The sequence below is a fragment of the Haloarcula pelagica genome (assembly GCF_030127105.1).
GTDB classification, from domain to species: Archaea; Halobacteriota; Halobacteria; order Halobacteriales; family Haloarculaceae; genus Haloarcula; species Haloarcula pelagica.
The window spans coordinates 2144221-2164356 of record NZ_CP126161.1 but is presented as its reverse complement, the minus strand read 5'-3'; the positions used below and the strand labels follow the sequence as shown (position 1 = coordinate 2164356).

General features: G+C 63.0%; 17 protein-coding genes and 1 pseudogene. 6 read left to right on the top strand and 12 right to left on the bottom strand.

The genetic code is table 11. The annotated features are described in order from the left end of the window. Positions 1-5 precede the first annotated feature (5 nt). The 5 genes from P1L40_RS11320 to P1L40_RS11300 form a co-directional block, all read right to left on the bottom strand. A complete protein-coding gene (locus P1L40_RS11320; protein ID WP_284007082.1) occupies positions 6-2807 on the bottom strand; it encodes a glycoside hydrolase family 2 protein in 2802 nt (933 codons plus the stop codon). A gap of 85 nt (positions 2808-2892) precedes the next feature. After that, entirely contained in the window at positions 2893-3690 is a 798-nt protein-coding gene (locus tag P1L40_RS11315) for a hypothetical protein (protein ID WP_284007081.1), read from the bottom strand. Position 3691: 1 nt separating this feature from the next. Continuing rightward, positions 3692-4537: a carbohydrate ABC transporter permease gene (locus tag P1L40_RS11310; protein WP_284007079.1), complete on the bottom strand. Its 846-nt coding sequence runs from the start codon at positions 4535-4537 to the stop codon at positions 3692-3694. After that, complete coding sequence (locus P1L40_RS11305) at positions 4534-5457, bottom strand: carbohydrate ABC transporter permease (protein WP_284007077.1); 924 nt, start codon at positions 5455-5457, stop codon at positions 4534-4536. The genes P1L40_RS11310 and P1L40_RS11305 overlap by 4 nt, the downstream gene beginning before the upstream one ends. Before the next feature lie 6 nt (positions 5458-5463). Then, positions 5464-6804, bottom strand: coding sequence for an ABC transporter substrate-binding protein (locus P1L40_RS11300; RefSeq protein ID WP_284007075.1), 1341 nt, complete (start codon positions 6802-6804; stop codon positions 5464-5466). A gap of 164 nt (positions 6805-6968) precedes the next feature. On the opposite strand from P1L40_RS11300, the gene P1L40_RS11295 reads away from it, so the two are divergent. Then, the gene (locus P1L40_RS11295) at positions 6969-8084 is read left to right on the top strand and encodes an ABC transporter ATP-binding protein (protein ID WP_284007073.1); all 1116 of its coding nucleotides are present in this window, start codon (positions 6969-6971) and stop codon (positions 8082-8084) included. Positions 8085-8122: 38 nt separating this feature from the next. On the opposite strand, the gene P1L40_RS11290 is transcribed toward P1L40_RS11295, so the two are convergent. Then, the gene (locus P1L40_RS11290) at positions 8123-9088 is read right to left on the bottom strand and encodes an IclR family transcriptional regulator domain-containing protein (protein ID WP_284007071.1); all 966 of its coding nucleotides are present in this window, start codon (positions 9086-9088) and stop codon (positions 8123-8125) included. 448 nt (positions 9089-9536) lie between these two features. Here P1L40_RS11290 and P1L40_RS11285 point away from each other — a divergent pair, with 448 nt between their 5' ends. From P1L40_RS11285 to P1L40_RS11270, 4 genes are all read left to right on the top strand, one after another. Further along, on the top strand, positions 9537-10634 hold the full coding sequence (locus P1L40_RS11285; RefSeq protein WP_284007069.1) for a glycerol dehydrogenase: 1098 nt from the start codon (positions 9537-9539) through the stop codon (positions 10632-10634). Between the two features lie 495 nt (positions 10635-11129). Then, the gene (locus P1L40_RS11280; RefSeq protein ID WP_284007067.1) at positions 11130-11801 is read left to right on the top strand and encodes a nucleotidyltransferase domain-containing protein; all 672 of its coding nucleotides are present in this window, start codon (positions 11130-11132) and stop codon (positions 11799-11801) included. Further along, positions 11794-12282, top strand: a complete 489-nt coding sequence (locus P1L40_RS11275; RefSeq protein ID WP_284007065.1) for a DUF8154 family protein — start codon at positions 11794-11796, stop codon at positions 12280-12282. Before P1L40_RS11280 ends, P1L40_RS11275 begins: the two co-directional genes overlap by 8 nt. A gap of 411 nt (positions 12283-12693) precedes the next feature. Next, positions 12694-13959 (top strand): Fic family protein, encoded by a 1266-nt coding sequence (locus P1L40_RS11270; protein ID WP_284007063.1) that lies wholly within the window; start codon positions 12694-12696, stop codon positions 13957-13959. 206 nt (positions 13960-14165) lie between these two features. Here the strand turns inward: P1L40_RS11270 and P1L40_RS23560 are convergent. Next, positions 14166-14297, bottom strand: a pseudogene (locus P1L40_RS23560) (MarR family transcriptional regulator); the annotation flags it as partial. Positions 14298-14418: 121 nt separating this feature from the next. Next, the gene (locus tag P1L40_RS11265) at positions 14419-14823 is read right to left on the bottom strand and encodes a VOC family protein (RefSeq protein ID WP_284007062.1); all 405 of its coding nucleotides are present in this window, start codon (positions 14821-14823) and stop codon (positions 14419-14421) included. 854 nt (positions 14824-15677) lie between these two features. Between P1L40_RS11265 and P1L40_RS11260 the strand changes: the two genes are divergently transcribed. Continuing rightward, entirely contained in the window at positions 15678-16577 is a 900-nt protein-coding gene (locus tag P1L40_RS11260) for a HEAT repeat domain-containing protein (RefSeq protein WP_284007061.1), read from the top strand. A gap of 1 nt (position 16578) precedes the next feature. On the opposite strand, the gene P1L40_RS11255 is transcribed toward P1L40_RS11260, so the two are convergent. The 4 genes from P1L40_RS11255 to P1L40_RS11240 form a co-directional block, all read right to left on the bottom strand. Then, on the bottom strand, positions 16579-16812 hold the full coding sequence (locus P1L40_RS11255; protein WP_284007060.1) for a hypothetical protein: 234 nt from the start codon (positions 16810-16812) through the stop codon (positions 16579-16581). An 82-nt stretch (positions 16813-16894) separates the two neighbouring features. Continuing rightward, positions 16895-17902: an NAD-dependent epimerase/dehydratase family protein gene (locus P1L40_RS11250; protein WP_284007059.1), complete on the bottom strand. Its 1008-nt coding sequence runs from the start codon at positions 17900-17902 to the stop codon at positions 16895-16897. Positions 17903-17953: 51 nt separating this feature from the next. Next, on the bottom strand, positions 17954-19051 hold the full coding sequence (locus tag P1L40_RS11245) for an oligopeptide/dipeptide ABC transporter ATP-binding protein (protein WP_284007057.1): 1098 nt from the start codon (positions 19049-19051) through the stop codon (positions 17954-17956). Then, positions 19048-20136: an ABC transporter ATP-binding protein gene (locus P1L40_RS11240; protein ID WP_284007056.1), complete on the bottom strand. Its 1089-nt coding sequence runs from the start codon at positions 20134-20136 to the stop codon at positions 19048-19050. The genes P1L40_RS11245 and P1L40_RS11240 overlap by 4 nt, the downstream gene beginning before the upstream one ends.

Sequence of the window (20136 nt, the reverse complement as noted above, 5' to 3'; positions counted from 1 at the left end):
CGTCGCTAGCGGTCGCTCGGGCCGCCCTCGGCGAGTTCGGCGACCAGCGTATCGAAGAGGTAGGTCGCCGTCGGGTGTTCGCCGTACTGCTGCCCGATGCGGAACGTACAGGAACAGGCCGTCGCGTCGTCGACGTCCCGGAACACGAGGGGGCTGCCCCAATTCGCCATCCAGCCCTCGATGTAGCCGACGTGGACGTCGTCAGCGTCGCCGTCGAGGTCGGTCGCGACGGCGTAGGGGTACATGCCCTCGAAGCCCCAGCCGAGCCGGTTGCCGTCGGCTATCGGGTCGAGGAGTGGACTCGCCTGCGCGTAGGTCGCGGACGCGAGGTTCCAGTTCTCGCCGGGGGGCAGTTCACGGTAGTCGAACAGCGCGGTCCGCGGCCCCAGGTCGTCCCCCTCGGGGAGGAACAGCGCCGGGGTCCCGTCGGCGACGGCCTCCTCGACGGCCGACGAGTCGTCGCTGGAGACGACGACGTCGGCGTCGACCACGTCGTCGACGACTGGGTAGCGTGCACCTCGCAGGCGCTCGGCGAGGTCGTGGTCCTCGACGTACAGGGACAGGTCGGTCGGCGCATCGTGTCTGGACGGGACGACGACGAGGGGGTCCTCGTTCCGTGTGGTTCCCGCTGGTCCCTCGACGGCCACCTCGAGGGTGACTTTGCGGGGGGCGTCCGCTGCGTCCAGCGAGAGTACCGGTCGGTCCACCGTCGTCGTCTCGAAGGCGTCCACGTCGACGGTCGTCTCGCCCGTGTCGACGACGTCGCCGCCGTCCCGGACGGCCCAGGAGACGGTCGTCTCGCCGCCGACGCCGGTGTCGTTGACGACCGAGACCTCGACCGGGAGTGGTTCGCCGGCCCAGCAGACGTGGCGTTCCGGCTCGACGACGGCGACCAGCGCGTCGTTCACCGCCGCGAAGTCGTCGTGGAAGACCTTCTGCTCGCGGAAGTAGTCCAGGATACCGTTGAACTCCCACTCCAGGTCCGTCCACTCGGTGATGACGTAGCCCGCCAGTTCGTCGCGGGTTCGCATCGACTCTATCTGGTCTTTCAACGAGACGAACTGTCGCCACTGCCAGGTCTCCGACAGCGCGTCGAGACCGCCGACCATCTCGGGCAGCGAGGTCTGTTCGTAGCGCTCCTCGAACCCGGCGGGCGACCGGCGGACGCCCGTCTCGAGGTGGAGGTGGTGGCTGTCCAGTTCCTCGCCGCGGTGTTCCTCGGGGATGAGGAACGAGTGATAGAACCACGGGGGTGGCCCGTCGTAGCGCTCGATCAGTCGCTCGGTGTCACAGAGCCCCCACGTCCCGAACTCCGACATGACGATGGGCGTCTCGTCTGGCTCGGTCCACTCGGCGGCGTAGTTGTCGGCCGGGTTCTCGATGATCTCGTCGAGGTTCGCCTCCCACGCGTCGGCCCGATCCGGACTCGCGAAGTACTGGTGGTAGTCGTTGATGTCCGTCGCGACGTGGGCCCACCCGGAGTTGTCACAGACGAGGCGGGTCGGGTCCCACTCGCTGGCCCGTTCGTACAGTTCCCCGAGCGTCTCCTGTTTCTCCGTGTCGTCCCAGACGTAGGTCTCCTCGTGGTGGTGGCCGATACCCCACTCCTCGTTGTACAGGCTCCAGGCGACGACCGAGGGACGGTTGAAGTCGCGGTCGATGAGTTCACGTGCCTGCTCACGGACTTCTCGTTTCGAGCGCTCGGTGTACCGGGCGGGGTTGGCTACCTCCTCCCAGACGAGGATGCCCATGCGGTCTGCTGCTTCGAGGAAGTCCGGGTGGGCCGGCTTGATGTGCTTGCGAAGCATGTTGAACCCCAGATCCTTCGCCGTCGCGATCTCGCGCTCGAAGAGGTCGTCCTCGAAGGGGCGATACAGCGTCTTCGGGTAGTAGCCCTGGTCGAGGGCGCCGCGGATGAACAGCGGGTCGCCGTTGAGGTAGAGCTGTTTCCTCTCGAACGAGACGGACCGCATCCCGAAGTAGTCGTGGTAGGTGTGACACAGGCCGTCGCCGTCGGCGAGATCGACCTCGAAGTCGTAGAGGACCGGGTCGTCTGGGTGCCAGTAGTCGGGGTCCTCGAGCGAGACCGTGACCGACGCCGTGCCGGTCGCCCCCTCGTCGTGTGGGGTGACCGGGACCCAGTCGGACGTCTCGATACCATCGCCGTCGCGGAGAACCCGGACGCGGACCGTGTGGTCCGACGCGTCGGCAGCGAGTCCGACGACCTCGATATCGATCGTCGCGGCGTCGGCGTCGAGGTCGGGCGTGGCCCGGGCGTCGGCGACCCGCGTGTGTGGACGCAGTTCGAGTGAGACGGACTGCCAGATACCACTGACCCGAGTGTACCACGGGTCGCCCTGCTTGCCGTGTGGAATCTCGTCGATGTTCTCGGGGTCTTGGACCCGGACGGTCACGACGTTCGTGCCCGGTTCCAGGGCGTCGGTGACGTCGACGTCGAAGGGGAGGTAGCCGCCCCGGTGGTCGCCACAGTGCTGGCCGTTGACCCAGACTGAACTCTCGTAGTCGACGGCACCAAAGCGGAGAACGGCGTCACGGTCGTCCGGTAGCTCCTCGACAGTGATCGTCCGCCGGTACCAGGCCGCGCCGGTGTAGTCATCGAGGTCGTCGTGTTCCTGCCAGGCGTGTGGGACGTCGACCGCGCGCGTCTCGGCGTCGTCCCAGTCCGTCACGGGGCTGGCCCAGTCGTCGTCGATACCGGCGTCGTCGGGGTCACAGCGGAACAACCACGAGCCATCGAGCGAGATGGATCGGGTCGCGACCGCTGCTGTCGGATGTGCTTCACTCATTGCGTCTCTCAGTTGCTGTGGGATTTCGTCAGAGTCCATATGTAGTTTTCGTCCGCGCTAGTCGGCGTGGTAGATACGAGAAGCGCTAGCCGCCGGCGGCCGGGATGCCCTCGTCACCTCCCAGCGGCGTGTCGTCGTCCCGTATCGCCCGGGTGACGACCTCGGTGTGATAGGTCGCTGCGATGGCCCCGAACAGGAGGACGAACCCGATGGTGAGACCGAGCGTAGCGACGAAGACGACCAGCGTCACGAGCAACAGCTGCAGGCCCGCGGTCGGTTCGCCGGCGATCCAGAGATAGGCGTCCCTGAGGGCGGGTTTCGGTTCTCGCCCCGCCGCCAGCATGACCAACGTCGGGATCATAAGGACGCCGAGATAGAGGCCGGCGTACAGTGCCCCGGCGGTCAGCCCCATCCCGACGAGCCCGGTCGAGAAACCGCTCAGGACGTACAGCGTCGCGATGCCGACGAACGCCACGGGGACGAACCCGAAGAGTGTCGCCGGTACCAGGGTTGCCCGCACGGTCCGGCGAACGCGGTCGCGGTCGACACGCCCGGTCTCCCGGAGCGAGAGGACCGTCGCGTAGAGACCGACGCTGGCCGGCCCGGCCGTCACGAGTGGCAGCGAGAGCAGCGCCCAGACCACGCTGGCCGGGACGAGGGCGGTGCTGTACCGGTAGACGAACCGGAGCGTCGCGACGGCGGCGTTCGAGTCGTCGGCGTCGTCTTCGTCCCCGTGTGCCCAGCCACTCGTCACCGCCGACGACTCGGGGTCGAACACCGACTGGCTGCTGGAGTCGACCGACCCGGACGACCGACCGCCAGTCCGGACGCGTTGCTCCGTGGACCGCGTTCCGTCCGCCGACGGTGTTGACTGGCGAGTCATGTTATCCTGTGGTCCCCTGCATCTGCACGGCGTTCACGAGGTGTTCCTGCAACACGAGGAACACGACGAACAGCGGGAGCACCGCGAGGAAAGTCCCCGCCATCTCGGCCCCCGGCTGGAACACCTGCGTCGGCTGCATCGTGACGATGCCGACCGGCAGCGTGAACTGGTTCTGTCCCTGCAGGACGATGAGCGGCCAGAGGAACTGGTTCCAGGTGTACACGAACGTGTACAGCGACAGCGCCGCGATGGCCGGCTTCATCAGGGGCAGGACGATCTTGTAGTAGATCTGGAACGTCGAGAAGCCGTCGAGTTTCGCGGCCTCGATGACCGAGTCCGGCAGGTCGCTGAAGAACTGCGTGAACAGGAACACGCCGATGGGCATGGCGCTGAACGGCAGGATGACCGCGAGCGGATTGTTGATCAGCCCGAAGTCGGTGATGATCGTGTACAGCGGCACCATGTTCGCAAACACCGGCACCATGAACGAGGCGACGATGACGGTGAACACGATGCGCTTGCCAGGCCAGTCCAGTTTGGTCAGCGAGAACGCGATCATCGAGTCGAGGATGACCACGAGCACCGTGGTGGTCGCCGCGATGATGAACGTGTTGATCCCCCACTGGACCATCGGTGCACCCGCGAGGACGGCGTCGTACCACCGGAAGGTAACCTCTGGCGGGATCCAGTAGGGCTGGTTCGTGAACGTGAACTGCTCTGGCTTGATCGACGTCGACACCATGTAGGCGTACGGCACCAGGAAGATGGCCGCTGCGCCGTACAGGGCGACGTAGACGCCCACCGACCGGACTCGCTCCGACAGGAACCGTGAACTTGCAGTACTCATGTTTCCGTCCCTCCGCTGACGAAGTAGTAGTTACCCAGTGAGACGGCCACCAGGACGAAGAACAGGAAGTAGCCGATCGCGGCCGCGTACCCGAACTGTCCCTCGTTGAACGCCATTCGGAACAGGTACATCACGAGCGTCTGCGTCGAGTTGCCTGGCCCACCGTTGGTCATGATGTACGCCTGGCCGAACACCTGGAACGACCAGATGAACTGGACGGTCGTGACAAACACGATGGCGGAACGCATCTGGGGGAGCGTGATGTCCTTGAACGCACGCCAGGAACTCGCCCCGTCGATTCGTGCCGCCTCGTACAATCGCTCGGGGACGCTCTGGCGTGCCGCGATCAGGATGACGAAGTTGAACCCGACGGTCCACCAGACAGTCGCGAGCGCGATGGCGGGCATCGCCCACGTAAAGGAGTTCAGCCACGCCGGCGGGTTCGAGACGAGGTACCCGACGTAGTAGTTTATCGCCCCGTACTGTGGTGCGTACAGCTCGGCCCAGATGAGCGAGACGACCGAGACGGTCAACACGTACGGACTGAAGAATATCGTCCGCAGCACTCGCTTGCCCTTGATGTCACGGTTGACACCGAGCGCCAGCGCGAGCCCCAAGACGACGAGCGTCGGTACCGTCAGGACCACGAAGACGACAGTGGCTCTGACCGACTTCCAGAACTCCGGATCGCTCAACATCCGCGTGTAGTTCTCGAAGAGGATGAACTCCGATTGGGCCGGCGCGAAGGCGTTCCAGGCGAAGAGGCTCATGTAGAACCCCTTCAGCAGTGGATAGAGGAGGAACACCGAGAACAGCGCGAGGTACGGCAGCGCGAAGAGGATGCCGTCCCGCGTCTCGGCGTCCCTCAGGTCGACCGCCCGGAGTTTTCCGATGAACGAGTAATTGTCTTCAGTTGCCATGTGGGGTCATCCCTGGAGGTTGCTCGTAACCTCGTCTGCGGCGGCCGGGATGGCGTCGGCAGCCTCCGCCTGTCCGGAGTAGATCTGCTGGATCGCCTTGTTGACCGGCCGCTTGTAGTCGTTGGTGTTCTCCGTGCTCGGCATGTAGGCGAGCTGGCCGTCCTGTGCCATCTCGTTGTACGTCGAGAGGGTCTTCTTCCAGACTGTCGCGGACCGGAGTTCGTCGGACTCCAGGACGCCGGAGGCGGCTGGCAGGTGACCGGCGTCGGTCCCCCAGGTCAGCCCGGCCGTCTGTGTGAGCCACTCGGCGACTTCGGTGGCTGCCTGCGCCTTGTCGGTCCCCGCAGGGACCCCGAGGGTGTGGCTGTTGGCCCACGTGATGTCGGTCTCTTGGCCCGGGCCGACGAACGGTTTGGTCATCCCCCATTCGAAGTCCTGTTCCTGGAGGACGCCGAAGTACCATGTCCCGTTGACGGTCATCGCCATGTCGCCCGACCGGAATGCCTTGGTCCCTCGGTTCTCCGTGGCGTCGGCCTGGTCCCAGCCCCACTCGCTGGTGATGTCCCCGTAGAACTCACCGATGGCCGTGCCGTCGGAGCCGCCAAACTCGGCGCTGGACTTGTCGCCGCTGAGGAACGAGCCGCCCCGTCCCCGGAGCCACGCGATGTACTGGCGCACGTAGAACCCGTTGTACGGTTCCGGGCTGAACGCCAGTTTGTCGGTTTCGGACGAGATGGTGTCGGCTGCCTCCTTCAGTTCCGAGAACGAGGTCGGGGGGCTCTCGGGGTCCAGACCCGCCTCCTCGAAGATGTCCTTGTTGTAGTACAGCCCGTTCGGGTGCGTGTCCAGCGGGACCGCGACACGCGAGCCGTCAAACTCTGTCGAGTCCCAGATAGACGAGACGTACTGGTCTGCGGCACCCGACGAGAGCGTGTCGCCGAGTGGCTGTAGCGCCTGTTTGAACCGCTGCAGTTCCGTCGTGTGGAAGACCGCGAGGTCCGGCGCGTTCCCGCCAGTCATCGCGGTGAAGAGTTTATCGTAGTATTCTGCGAACGGTTGGCGCTGGCGTTCGACCTGGATCGAGTCGTGCTCTTCGTTGAACTGGTCGACCATCGACTTCATCGCCTTCCCGTCACCACCGGCGAACAGCGTCCAGAACTGGAGCGTCGTCGTCCCGGACCCCGAGCCACCGGTCGAACCGCCGTCGCTACCGGAACCACCGTCGCTACCGGAGCCACCGCCGCCATCGCCGGAGCCGCCACAGCCAGCGAGGCCGACGAGCCCTGCAGCGCCGGCCGTCTTTATAAAGTTACGCCTGGTCCTGGAACTACGGTGTTCTCGTGCCATCATGTGCTCCAATGAATTTTAACTATTTATATTTTGGGATGGTGGCATAGATGGGCCGAGGATAGAAAACGGCGTTCAGATACGCTCGGCCGCGAAATCGGCGCTTCGGGGTTTCAAAGGATAAATTATATATGTTTGGTTAGACCACACTAGGATAGTCGGCCATGAGCCAGGTTACCTTTCAGAATGTCGAGAAGCGATACGACGACGTCGTAGCGGTCCAGAACATCGACCTCGAGATCAGAGACGGGGAGTTCCTCTCGGTCCTCGGTCCGTCCGGGTCCGGAAAGTCGACCGTGTTGCGGATGGTCGCGGGCCTCGAAGATATCACCGGCGGGACCATCAAAATCGGTGACCGCGTCATCAACGACGTCCATCCGCGCGACCGCGGCATCGCGATGGTGTTCCAGAACTACGCGCTGTACCCCCACATGACCGTCCGGGAGAACATGTCCTACGGGCTCCAGTTGACGACAGATCTCTCCAAGGACGAGATCTCCCAGCGTGTCGAGTCAGCCGCCGAGATGATGGGCATCAGCGAGCACCTGGAGAAGCGACCAGCCGGTCTCTCTGGTGGGCAACAGCAGCGCGTCGCGACCGGTCGCGCCATCGTCCGCGAACCGGAAGTGTTCCTGATGGACGAGCCCCTGTCGAACCTGGACGCGAAACTCAAGATGCACATGCGGACGGAGCTCCAGCGCATTCACGACGAGCTCGACACGACGACGATGTACGTCACCCACGACCAGGAGGAGGCGATGACGATGTCCGACCGCATCGTCATCATCGCCGACGGAACCATCCAGCAGGTCGGCTCCCCCGACGAGATCTACAACCAGCCGGCGAACCTCTTCGTCGCGGACTTCATCGGGAGCCCCGCGATGAACCTCTTCGACATCCGACTCGACGGCGACACCCTCGTCCACGACGAGTTCGAGTACGAGCTCTCGGCCGAGTTGGCAGAGCGCGTCCGGCACAACGCGACCAGCGACGAACTCATCATGGGTATCCGTCCCGAGGACATCAGCGTCGCCGACGCCGGGGCGACCAACGTCATCGAAACCGCCATCGATGTCGTCGAACCCATCGGGTCCGACAACTTCCTGTACGTCCAACTCAGCGATGAGGAATGTACGGTGCGGGCCTCAGCGGACTTCAAACCGGCCCACGGCGACCCCGTCTCGCTCACGTTCGACGAGACGAGTCTCCACCTCTTCGATACGCAGACGGACCAAAACATCCTGGCCGGAGAGGAGCGTCAGCTGGGACAGACCGCGTGACCGACGACACAGCACGAACAGAAATCCGTTGTCGCAGTTCAGGCGTAGATGGCGTTGACCTCGATGACGTTGGCCACGCCGGTCACGATCTCTGGGAGCTCCTCCTCCAGTCGCTCACCTTCCATCCGACTCCGCGGGGCCGTCACACTGACGGCGCCGTAGAGGTCACCGTCACCGAGGACGACGGGGGCGGCGACACACCGGATTCCTGGCTTGGCTTCCTCGTCGTCAATGGCGTAGCCCCGCTCGCGGGTCCGCTCCAGCTCGTCGAAGAGGCGGTCCCGGGAGGTGATGGTGTGTTCGGTGAACTGCGGGAGGCCTCGCTCGTCGACGATCGCCTCGACTCGTTTCCGTGGGAGTTCCGAGAGGATGGCCTTCCCCAGACCACTGCAGTGAAGCGGTTCCCGGAGACCGATCTCGTGGGAGGTCTGTATCGCGTCGTCGCCGTTGGACTTGTACATGAGCACGTTCTCTCCGTGCTCTTCGAGACTGAACAACGCGAGTTCGCCGCTCTCGTCGGCCAGCCGATCGACCTCGTCGGCGGCGATGTCGAAGACGCCGGTGCTGTGCTTGACCCGTTCGCCGAGGTCCAGGAACCGCAGGCCGTTCTCGTACTGGTTGCCCCGCTGGACGACGTAGTCCTCGGATTCGAGCCACGAGAGATAGTGCTCGACCGTGGAAGGCAACACGTCCAGCTCCTCTGCGACCGCCTCGACAGGTGCTTGGCCTCGCTCTTTCAGGACCTCGATGATACCGAAGGCCACGTCGAGACTGGCCGTCTGGTCTCCCAACGTCCGCCGGTAGTCGCCGTCGACCTGCTCGACTTTCCCTTCGGCACGCAGCGTCGAGAGGTGGCGGTGAGCGGCACTCTTCGAGAGGTCCAGCGACTCGGCGACCTCGGTGACACCTGCTGGTTGTTTGGCCTCGAGCGCTTCGAGAACGCGAAACGAGGTCTGGACTGTCTGCACCGTGTCACCGTCGGGGCCGGAACGCGAGTCGGACATGGCTAATATATAACGAACGATCAGCATTAAACGTTCCGATGAAAAGAACAGATGCGAAAATATATTTCACATGTAAGAATTCCTACCGTTTTATCTCGCCAATTGGAACACAGGTACCACCTCATTCAGTCTGGTAATACCTTGGGCCAGGGAGCGAGAAACAGGCGGTTGTGCGACGGAACAGAAAGATAACAGAAGTACACGTGTTACTATAATCGGTACGCCACGACTGACGGGGACAGTTTTCACGTCAGGTGTGGACTGTAGGGCCAGTGACTGCGTACCGACCGCGTCTCACGGCCCTTCCTGGGTATACCGAATGCCGTAACGACTTGTGCTGTCGTCCCGGCATTGTTAATTCTCCACCGTACGTTTCAGCAGGCGGGACGAAGTGTACGTCCGTCTCGTCATACAAAGAGTAATAACTGCCAGCCGTGAACTTACTAGCATGCAACGTGCGTTCGTCGCTCCCGGCCGTTATCTCCAGGGCGAGGGGATTCTCTCGGACCTCGGGTCTGCGACTGCGACCCTGGGGACCCAGGCGATACTCGTCGCAGACGAGACGGTACTCTCGGTCCTGGGAGATCGCATCGAGGCGGCGTTCGCCGAAGCGGCGTGTGCACTGTCGGTCGCCGAATTCGGGGGCGAGTGCACGGCTGGAGAGATAGATCGCTTGACGGACATCGCCCGCCAACTCGGCGCCGATGTCGTGGTTGGTGCTGGGGGCGGGAAGGCCCTGGACACGGCAAAAGCAGTACGCCCTGGCATTAGCGGGGCGCTCGTGACGGTGCCGACCATCGCGTCGACCGACTCGCCGACAAGTGGTCTGTCGGTTCTGTACGACGCGGACGGCGGCCTCGATACCGGCCGCACCCACGATCAGCGACCCGACCTCGTATACGTGGACACCGCGGTCGTCGCCGCCGCACCGACACGGTTCTTCGTGTCTGGTATCGGTGATGCACTCGCGACGGAGTACGAGGTGAGGGCGGCGGCTGGAAGCGATGGAGAGACGGTTGCCGGCGGCCGGCCGACCCGAGGGAGCTGGGCCATCGCGACCGAGTGCGGCCAGATTCTCCGCGAGCAGGGCCGGGCCGCTGTCGAGGCGGTCGAACGCGGCGCCGTGACGCCGGCGGTCGAGGACGTGACCGAGGCCATCATCCTCCTGTCGGGACTGGGGTTCGAGAACGGGGGGCTGGCCGCCGCCCACGCGATCCACGATGGCATCGCGACTGCCGTCGGCGGCGACGCAGCTCACGGCGAGAAGGTCTGTGTCGGCCTGCTCGCCCAGCTGGCGCTGGAAGACCGGCCGACAGCTGAGCGCCGGGAGATTGCCGCATTCGCCAACGACGTCGGTCTGCCCACGACGCTTGCCGGGGTCCACGTCGATGCCAGCGACGATGCGCAGTTGCGTGCCATCGCGGCCGCAGCCTGTGACGCGTCGACGAGTATGTCCAATCAGCCAGGGAATGTGACCATCGACGACGTCATCGAGGCCCTCTTGGCGGTCAACAAAGTCGGTCTCCCCTTCGACGGACGTAGATAAGCTATTTCGAGGCAAATAATGACATAATATCCAGATCTTCAGTAGAAAAATATACGGGGTCCAGAAAGAGTATCGTCGTCAGGAACGTTATGGTATTATATTCGCATTTTTTGATTTGAAATTGGTGGTTTTTACCTCCCAATATGTGGCTGCAAGTCGAACGGACAAGCAACTCACGGCTACGATGTACGTACCTGCGAAGGAAGGTCATACCTTCGTCGTGGGTTGTCCGTCACCGGATCATGAGTGTCTCCGTGGATAGGACGGCTGCTGACTATCGGCGAATCTATTAATAGAAACCGGGTCTCAGCGGGGGTAACGGTTCGTCATCGCCACCACACCGGTGTAGCGTTCTCTCCGTGAAAAACTCGTTTGTTGACGGACGAGCCTGGAGGTCGGTTATTTGTTGTAGCAAGCCGCTCGGACGGCCACCAGTCGGTAGCTGCACAACCTATACTATACGTCGTTGCGTAAAATCGGACAGTGTCCGAGCTGATGAAACGTCAAACCACGGTCTGTATCGACATCGGTACCGGAACCGACGTGTTCCGTCTCAGTGCGGCCGACGAGATACTCGATCTGCTCGCCGACGCCCACGAGACGGAGTTCTCGATACCCGAACTCGTCGACGCGACTGGTGCCGCCCGCTCGACGGTCTGGCGGTCCGTCGACCTGCTCGATAGCATCGGTGTCGTTCGAGTGCGCGAGACGCCACAGCGCAACTACGTCTCGATCGACCCCGAGCGCCTGCAGAAGAGCGACCCGATACTGGCTGTCGAGCAGGTCGAATTTCACGAGCCGATCCGTGCGTTCGTCGAGCGTGTTCGGGACACATTCGACGAGAGCGACGACAGCAGCGACCTCGTCGGCATCGTGGTGTTCGGCAGTGTCGCCCGCGGTGAAGCCGATAGACGGAGTGATATCGACCTGTTCGTCGTCGTCGACGGCGACCGGACTGCTGCGCGTCGACTCGTGACCGACGTAGTGAGCGACCTCTCGGAAGAGCGATTCGACGGCGATCGGTTCGCGTTCGAACCGTACGTCGAGTCCGTCGACAGCGCGGCCCGGGCAGGATCGAAACTTCGGGACATCTTCGACGAGGGGATCACCGTCGTCGGCAGTGAGCGACTTCAGTCGATTCGCAAGGCGGTGTTCGCCGATGAGTAGCACGCGTATCGAACAACTCCTCGCCGACGCACAGGCCGCCTTCGACCGGCGTCCGACCGACATCGAACGTGGCCTCGACGTTTCCGATGCCGCGTTGCCCCAACTCCGGAAGGCGTGTCGGTTGCTCGCCGGTGCGGAGGCGCTACAGGAACAGGGGTACTACACGCTCGTCATCGAGGCATCGTTCGTGGCGATGGAGCGAACCGTCGAGTTCCGACTGCTCGAACGCGGGACGATGGAGCCGAAAGATCTGCCGGGGACGCATCCACGGGTGTATCGGGAGGCAGCCTCGGCCGGTATCTTCGACGAATCGATGGCGGCCGCCCTCGCAGATCTGTGGCGCGACCACCGTGCGAAGACGTACTATCAGGATGGACTCGCGGCAGCAGAGCGCGCGGAGACGATGTACGCGCTTGCGACGGAACTCCACGCGTTCGTCGTGGGTCGGTCCTCACAGGGTCACGAGTGTCTCTGTGGATAGCCGCTTGTGCTGAGGAATCTATTACTAGAAACTGGGTCTCAGCGGGGGTAACGATTTCGTCATCGCCACCAGTTGCTGAGTGTCTCTCGCCGCTGAAAAACCCGTTTATCGAATGCTGGCCGATAAGTCAATAGAACAGTTCTGTGAGGAGACTGCTACTAGTCGACGGAAGCGCCCAAGCAACTGTAGCTTTGGGAGGCCTATGCGCTGTACTAACCGAATCCCATTCTCAATTTCCCCCACACACGACTGAACTGATACCATCGATACCAGCTTGGACTGCAATAGTCTCGATTTAGCACTACGCCAATCCTAATTTTCGATAGAATAGTATCATGAGCTCTCTAAATCACGATTGCAGTTCTAATAATATGCAGAAATTTTTAATCAAACGGGGTTCAAGCATGCGCAATGAGAGACGGATACGATCTCCCTTCAACTGCGCCCGGGCAGTACATGCCACTCCGGACCGATGAGCATCTCTCGAAGGCGTACTTCCCGGATAAACTTCCTCCAACACTGGAACTATCGCATGCTGTTGTTGCGGAAGTCTCGAGAGCGATGTGGTCTCTCGGTCGACTAGAGGGACTCGGCAGTGAGATCGACAATCCTGGCGCTGTGTTCAGTTCCTTTGTCTACAAGGAAGCTGAGCAGTCGTCCCAGGTTGAAGGGACAGCCGTGACTGTGTCTGACCTCTATCGATACGATGTCGACGAACTCCAGATCCGAGAGACAGTCGAGAGTGACCACGAAGCCGATGTGAGAGAAGCTCGAAACTATATCACTGCTCTCGACGATGCTATCTCGTTTCTCCAGACCGCCGGTATCGAACGGCAGAGTATAACGACGGAACTCATCAAATCGCTCCACGAGCAGTTACTAATCAAGGGACGGGCGGACGGAGAAGATCCATTACCGGGTGAATTTCGACCGGGGTACACTGCAATCGAAGAGCAGGGGCCACATGGCGTCGGGACACAGATTCGGTTCGTCCCGCCGAAACCAGACATGGTTCCGGGGCTGATCGACGATTTAGAGCGGTTCGTTCAGCAGGGCTCTGAGTGGCCCGATCTAGTCGACATCGCGATCGCTCACTATCAGTTCGAGACGGTCCATCCGTTCAAAGACGGGAACGGACGAGTCGGCCGACTACTCGTCGTGCTCATGCTCGTTTCGAGTGGCCTCCTTCATTACCCGATGCTCTACCTCAGTTCGTATATCGAACGACACCGAACCGAGTATGCAGATCGATTGCTTGCTGTGAGTGAAGAGGGCGCCTGGGACGAATGGCTCCAGTTTTTTCTCCGGGGAATCCGAGAGCAGGCCGAAGAGGCGTTCGTCCGAGCAAAACTGCTCGTCGACAAGAGAAAAGAGTACCAGTCTCGCTACTCGGACGCAGCGAAATCTGTCCGTCGTCTTTCTCTCGCACTGTTCGAGGATCCGTATTTTACCGTCCGTGAAGCTAGCGAACGAATCGACGTTGTCTATCAGACGGCAAACAACGCTATTGAAACACTCGAAACAGACGGTGTTGTAGAGGAAATAACCGGCAACGACCAGAACCGCGTCTTCAGAGCCGCCGAAATCATGGATATCGTCGAACGGCCTGCGAACCAACTGCCCGAATCCGACGAACTCGTCGATGTCGGGCAGGCATGGAAGCTACCCGAGCGATAGGAGCATCTATTAATAGAAACTGGGTCTCAGCGGGGGTAACAGTTCGTCATCGCCACCAGTCTCCGGTATACCGCCGCCGTTGAAAAGTTCGTCCATTACCAGGTTCCGGTTGAGACTGGTGGGAGAAGCCGATCCATGATATTCGTGTTGGGGTCGATAAACGGATGATAGAAACTCGTCATCGGAGCTGAGGTCTCTGAGTGTGCTCCCTGTTCAGTGATGTCGTAAACACCGTTTCCGAGATAGACAAGCAACCCCAAAGAAGCGAGTTTCTTACAGCGGTGATCGATGTGCTGGCGTGAGGATGGGACTCGTCGACTGTCAGCCACGGTGTGGGGCCTCACGTCCACAGTTCGCATCCACGTCGAGAGCGGGACAGTCCAACACGCCGATAGCGGTCCCACACTGGAAGAGGACGGCCGACCTGACGGGATGTCTGGTGTCTCTGATCGGACGGCGTTACGCGTCGATGGCCGGGGATTTCAGTTCGACAAGGTAGCCAAACGGGTCCTCGAAGTATATCGACGGGAACGCTCCCGTCGCGCCCAGCCGTTCATCGACGACATCGACGATCTTCGCCTCGCTCGCCGCTAATCGCTCTCGTACCATCTCTCGGGGTTCGTCTACGTAGAGTGCGACGTGGTTGAACGCGTCGTTGTCCGGTTCCGTGAACGAGTCGGTCGGAGCGACGTGGAACACCGACTCCTCAGTAACTCGTAGATAAAAGAATCCCTTCTCGCCGGCCCGGTAGTCGTCGAGGTGTTCGATCTCGAATCCGAGCGCGTCCCGGTACAGTGCGACGAACTCGTCGATACGGTCGGCTGGAACGCGGATGTTGAGGTGGTCGACCCACTTTGCATTCATGCCTGGCCGTTCCGTTAACGCCGAAAAATACCTTTCGGGATACCGACAGTAGGTCTGGGACTTGGTTGCTCTAACTGGGAATTTCGGAAGACATCGATGCTCCCTCACCGATCTCGGTACCGACAGCACGGTGCGCCCGTCGTCCACAGCGAGAGCTCCTCCTCGCCGAGCGTGCACGTGAACACCTCCGGTCCGACAGGGCCGCGCCACGTCAGAGAGGGTGACCGCTGTTCCCCGAATTAGTCGCAGAAATCGGATAGTGGTGTTATAATTCGGATTTTGAAGGACAGTATATGATATTTATATCTATATTTTCGATATTTATGACTGTTCAAGACCTATATTGTCCAAGAGAATATTTTTTGACTCTCTTGAGAATAGAATCCGAAATATCCGGACGTATATTGCATCTATTTCTGTCTTGAAAGGGTTCAGTCGTGACTCGCTCCCGAAACAGCCGACAACACCGCGCCGACCCCGCTCTCCGGGAACGACAGCGGGCTCCGTCAGATGCTTACCGATAACAGTAGTACGATCGTTATACCGACGGCTGCCGAGCGGAACTGTGGCAGTGATCAGGCGAGCACAGACCGGTACGGAATATATTACGTCGCCGCAGACATAGCATCCTACTGACCATATTACCCCGCCGCAGTAGTGTGTTTTCTCGTTCTATGGAGAGAAACGAACTAATGACACAACGACGATCATAGGGTATTCGCTCGTTCAGCAGTGCACGACTCGCTACTGGCGGACACCGCCGTGTCGTCGCCCAGGCGACCAGTCCGCACTGGTGGCCGTCCGGGGAGCTCGCACCGATACGTATTTACGCACCTGCACGAAACCAGGCACGTATGTCCGGTACTAGCCAGCCACCGCTTCAGGCAGTGGCGCCGAGCGATGTCACAGCCGAGTCAGTCGATCCGGCGGAGGTGGTGGCCGCACTCGAAGCCGACCGTGCACTCGTCCGCCGACGGGGCGCCCGCGTCTGTGCCGCGCTCGCGGCCGACGATGTCGACGCTGTTCGCGCGTTCGTCGACACGCTCGGGCGGCTCCTCCGAGACGACGATCCCGGCGTTGTCCAGGCCGCCGCCGCGGCGCTGACCGAAGTCGCGACGGCCGATCCGGACGCGGCCACACCTGTTCTCGACGACGCGACAGCGCTAGCCGACTCGACGCTCGGCGGTGTGCAGATCGCCGGCGCACAGCTGCTCGGGGCTGTCGCAAAGCGGCGGCCGGACCGCTGTACACCCGTCGTGGCGGCGCTGCTCGATCGGCTCGTCCGGCCACCGGATCACACCGAGAGCCAGTCGGTCGCGGCGCGTGTCGAGGACAGCGTCACCCAGCGGACGATACAGCACTACGAACAGGAAGAGCGCGAACGCGAACGGGTCGCCCGGCAGGTCTTCGCCAACGTCGTCGTCGCGGTGGCCGAGGCCGATCCGTCGGCGCTCGCCGGCCACGTCGAGACCGTCGCCGAGGTCGCGACGGCCGAAGACCCGGTCGTCCGCGGAGCGGCGTTGGACATCCTCGCAGCGGTCGCCCGGGAGTCCCCGCGGGCGGTCGATCCGGTCGCGGAGACGGTGATCGCGTGTCTCGACGCCGACGAGCGCGTCCTGCGGGCCCGTGCCGTCCAGACGCTCGGACACCTCGGCGACGAACGCTACGCCGACGCGCTCGACGAGATCGCCGAGACGGACGACGACGAGATAGCAGCCCTCGCCGCGGAGACGGCCGCGTTCCTCGACACGTAGGTCACTCCTCCATCGCTCGTTTCGTGCAGTACCAGTACGTCCCACCGAACGTGACGAGACAGCCGACGACGAGTATCAGGTCGACGAGCGCGATGACGTAGGCGGCGGTTCCCGGCTGGAGGAAGAGAAACGAGAACGCCAGGAGGAACCCCATCACGAGGACGACGGCGAGCAAGAGCGGAATCTGGTTCCGTTGCTCACAGGCGGCGTCGAGGACGTACTTTCCGAATGCCATACGTTTGCATCTGCGTGGACCTACATTAACGTCCCGGTCGGGCAGGTGGGAGCCATCGACCGTCGGTAGCCGGCCCGCCGACCTATCGGAGTGCGGCGGTAAAGCCCGCGGTCGCGTCGCGCCACGCCGAGACGACGGCGTCGTACTCGGGGTCGCTGTCCCAGTCGTCGATCGCGTCGTCGGCTTCGAGGCGGGCGACGGTGCGTTCGACACCCTCCGCCCACGAGACCGTCTGCTGGAAGCCCAGGTCGCGTTCGGCCTTCGCCGTGTCGAACACCGTCGAGAACTGGAAGTGGTTCAGCAGTGGCGCCACCCGGTCCGGGACCGCCTCACGAAGCGCGTCGGTCGGGACGTGGACTAGCTCCGGCTCCGGCGCGTCCAGGGCGGCCGCCGCCCGGCGGTGGTACTGATTCCACGTCATCGGCTCGGTCGCCGTGGTGTGGTAGGCCTCCCCGATCGCTTCGTGGTTCCCGATCGCGGCGACGAACGCCGCGGCCACGTCGTCGCGGTGGCAGGGTGCCCACACCGAGGTCCCGTCGCCGTGGACGACGATCGGTTTGCCGCGTCGGAGTCGATCGACGTACGCGTCACTGGAGAGCGTATCGATCAGCCCGCCGCCCTCGCCGTAGGTGTGCCACGGGCGGATGATCGTGGCCGGAAAGCCGGCGGTCCGGGTCGCATCGAACAGGCGGTCTTCACAGGCCGCCTTGTCCCGACCGTACTCGCTGACCGGTGGCTCGCGGGCGGCGCGTTCCCGGATCGGCATGGTCTCGACCGGCCGGTGGTACACGTCGACCGTGCTACAGAAGACGTACTGGTCGATGTGGCCGCGGAACACGTCGATCGCTGTCTCGATCTCCGCCGGCGCGAAGCCGACCATATCGATCACGCAGTCGGGTGCGACCGTCTCGCGGGCCCGTTCGAGAGCCCCACGCTCCGTCCGGTCGCCGGTGACGTGGTCGACTGTTGCCGGGAGGGCGGCGTCGGTCTTCCCGCGGGTGAACACCGTCACGTCGTGGCCGGCGGCGTCCGCTTGCCGAGCGATGCCCGTACTGATGAGCCCCGTGCCGCCGATGATGAGCGTTTGCATGGTCGACCCTCGCGGGCCGGGGTTGTATAGCTGTGGGCGAGCGGCGAGCCCTCAGTCTTCCAGCGGCGCGCTGTCCCAGTACTCGTGGTCGGGCTGGCTGCGGAAACACGCGGTACGGTGGCCGTCGGTCTCGCCCGTGAGGGCGGGACAGGACTCCCGGCACACCTCGCGTGCCTCCGGGCAGCGCGTGTGGAACCGACACCCGCTCGGTGGGTTCACCGGGTCCGGAATGTCGATCCGCCGCATGGGTGGCTCGCTAGCGCCCGCCGAGCCGAGCCCGAGGTCCGGCGTCGCCCACCGGAGGACCTCCGTGTAGGGATGGCTGGGGTCCTCGATGAGCTGTTCGGCGGGGCCGACTTCGACCAGTTCGCCGAGGTACATCACGCCGATCCGGCCGTCACCGTGCTCGGCGAAGTACCGCGCGTTCGAGAGGTCGTGCGAGATGAAGACGAACGACGTGTCGAAGTCGGCCTGCAGGTCGAGCATCAGGTCCATCATCTCGACGCGCAGGGAGACATCCAGCGCACTGATTGCCTCGTCGGCGAGGATGAGATCGGGGTTCATCAGGAGCGCCCGCGAGAGCGCGACACGCTGTTGCTCGCCGCCGCTGAGCTGGTGGGGATAGCGGTCGGCGAAGTCCGCGGCCGGGTTCATCCCGACGCGTTCGAGCAGCGAGTAGATACGCTCGCGGCGCTCGCCGCGGCCAACGTCCGGGTGTGTCAGTTTGATCGGCTGTGCGAGGATCTCGACGATCCGCTGGTTCGGGTTCAGCGAACTGCCCGGGTCCTGGTGGATGATCTGGAGCGACGACCGGATCTCCTCGAACGGGACGGTGACCTCACCCCGACCATCCTTGGCCGCCCAGACATCCTGCCCGCGATAGCGGACGGTCCCGCCGGTAGGGCGCTGGAGGCCGATGGCCGTCTTCCCGAGCGTCGACTTCCCACAGCCGCTCTCGCCGACGAGCGCGAGGACATCGTTCTCACCGATGTCCAGTGAGATGCCGTCGACGGCTCTGACGGTGTCGGGCTCCTCGAAGAAATCGAGCAGTCCCTGGTCTTTCTCGAAGTGGACTTCGACGTTCTCCAGGGAGACGAGCGGTGTGTCGGTCGGTGTGGTCGTGTCGGGGGTGTGATCGGGTGTACTCATGTGGACTCCTCCGAACCGTCGGCGACTTCACCGTCGTCGGCCGTCTCGTAGTTCAGCTCGATGGACTGCCGGGCTTGCTCCCAGTGGTGACAGGCCGTGCTGTGGCCGTCGCCCGTGTCGGAGAACTCGGGGTCGACCTCGCGACACTCCTCGGTCGCGAGCGGACAGCGTGGCGCGTACGAACAGCCCGACGGGACGTTGATCGGCGCGGGACTCTGGCCCTCGATCGCGGTCATCTCGTCGAGCGGCGCGTCGAGGTTCGGCGTGGAGTTGAGCAACGCGCGCGTGTACGGGTGCCCGGAGTCGCCGATGAGCCGATCGCGTGGCGCGACTTCGATCAGATCGAAGGCGTACATCACCGCCATCCGGTCGGCCAGCGCGGCCACCAGCGGCAGGTCGTGGGTGATGAACACCATCGTCAGATCGTGTTTCGCCTGGAGTTCCTGTAAGAGCATCAGGATCGACCGCTGCATCAGCAGGTCCAGCGCGGCCGTCGGCTCGTCCATCACGAGCACGTTCGGTTCCAACACGAGCGAGAGCGCGATGAGCGCGCGCTGTTGCATCCCGCCGCTGAGTTCGTGCGGGTACGCGTCGAGCACCCGCTCGGGGTCGAGATACAGGTCAGAGAGGAGTTCGCGCGCGAACGCCATCCCCTCGGTCACGTGTGCGTCGTGGGCCTTCAGCGTCTCCTCGAAGTGCCCGCCGACTTTCATCGTGGGGTTGAACGAACTCATCGCTCCCTGGAACACCATGGCGACTTCCTCCCAGCGGAACTGACGGAGCTCCTCGTCACTGAGTTCCAGCACGTCGATCGTCGTCCCGTCGTCCTTGTGATAGAGGATCTCCCCCGAGAGCCGGCCGGGATCGGGGATCGCGTCCAGCATCGCCGACGCGAACATCGACTTCCCGCTCCCGCTCTCGCCGACGACGCCCAGCACCTCGCCGCGCTCGACGGCCATGCTCACGTCGTCTAAGACGAACGTCTCGCCGTCGTCGTAGGTGACCCTGGCGTTGCGCATCTCGATGATGGGGTCGGTCGCGGCCGTCGGGTCGCCCCGCCGCTGTGTCACGGGCTCGGAGGCCAT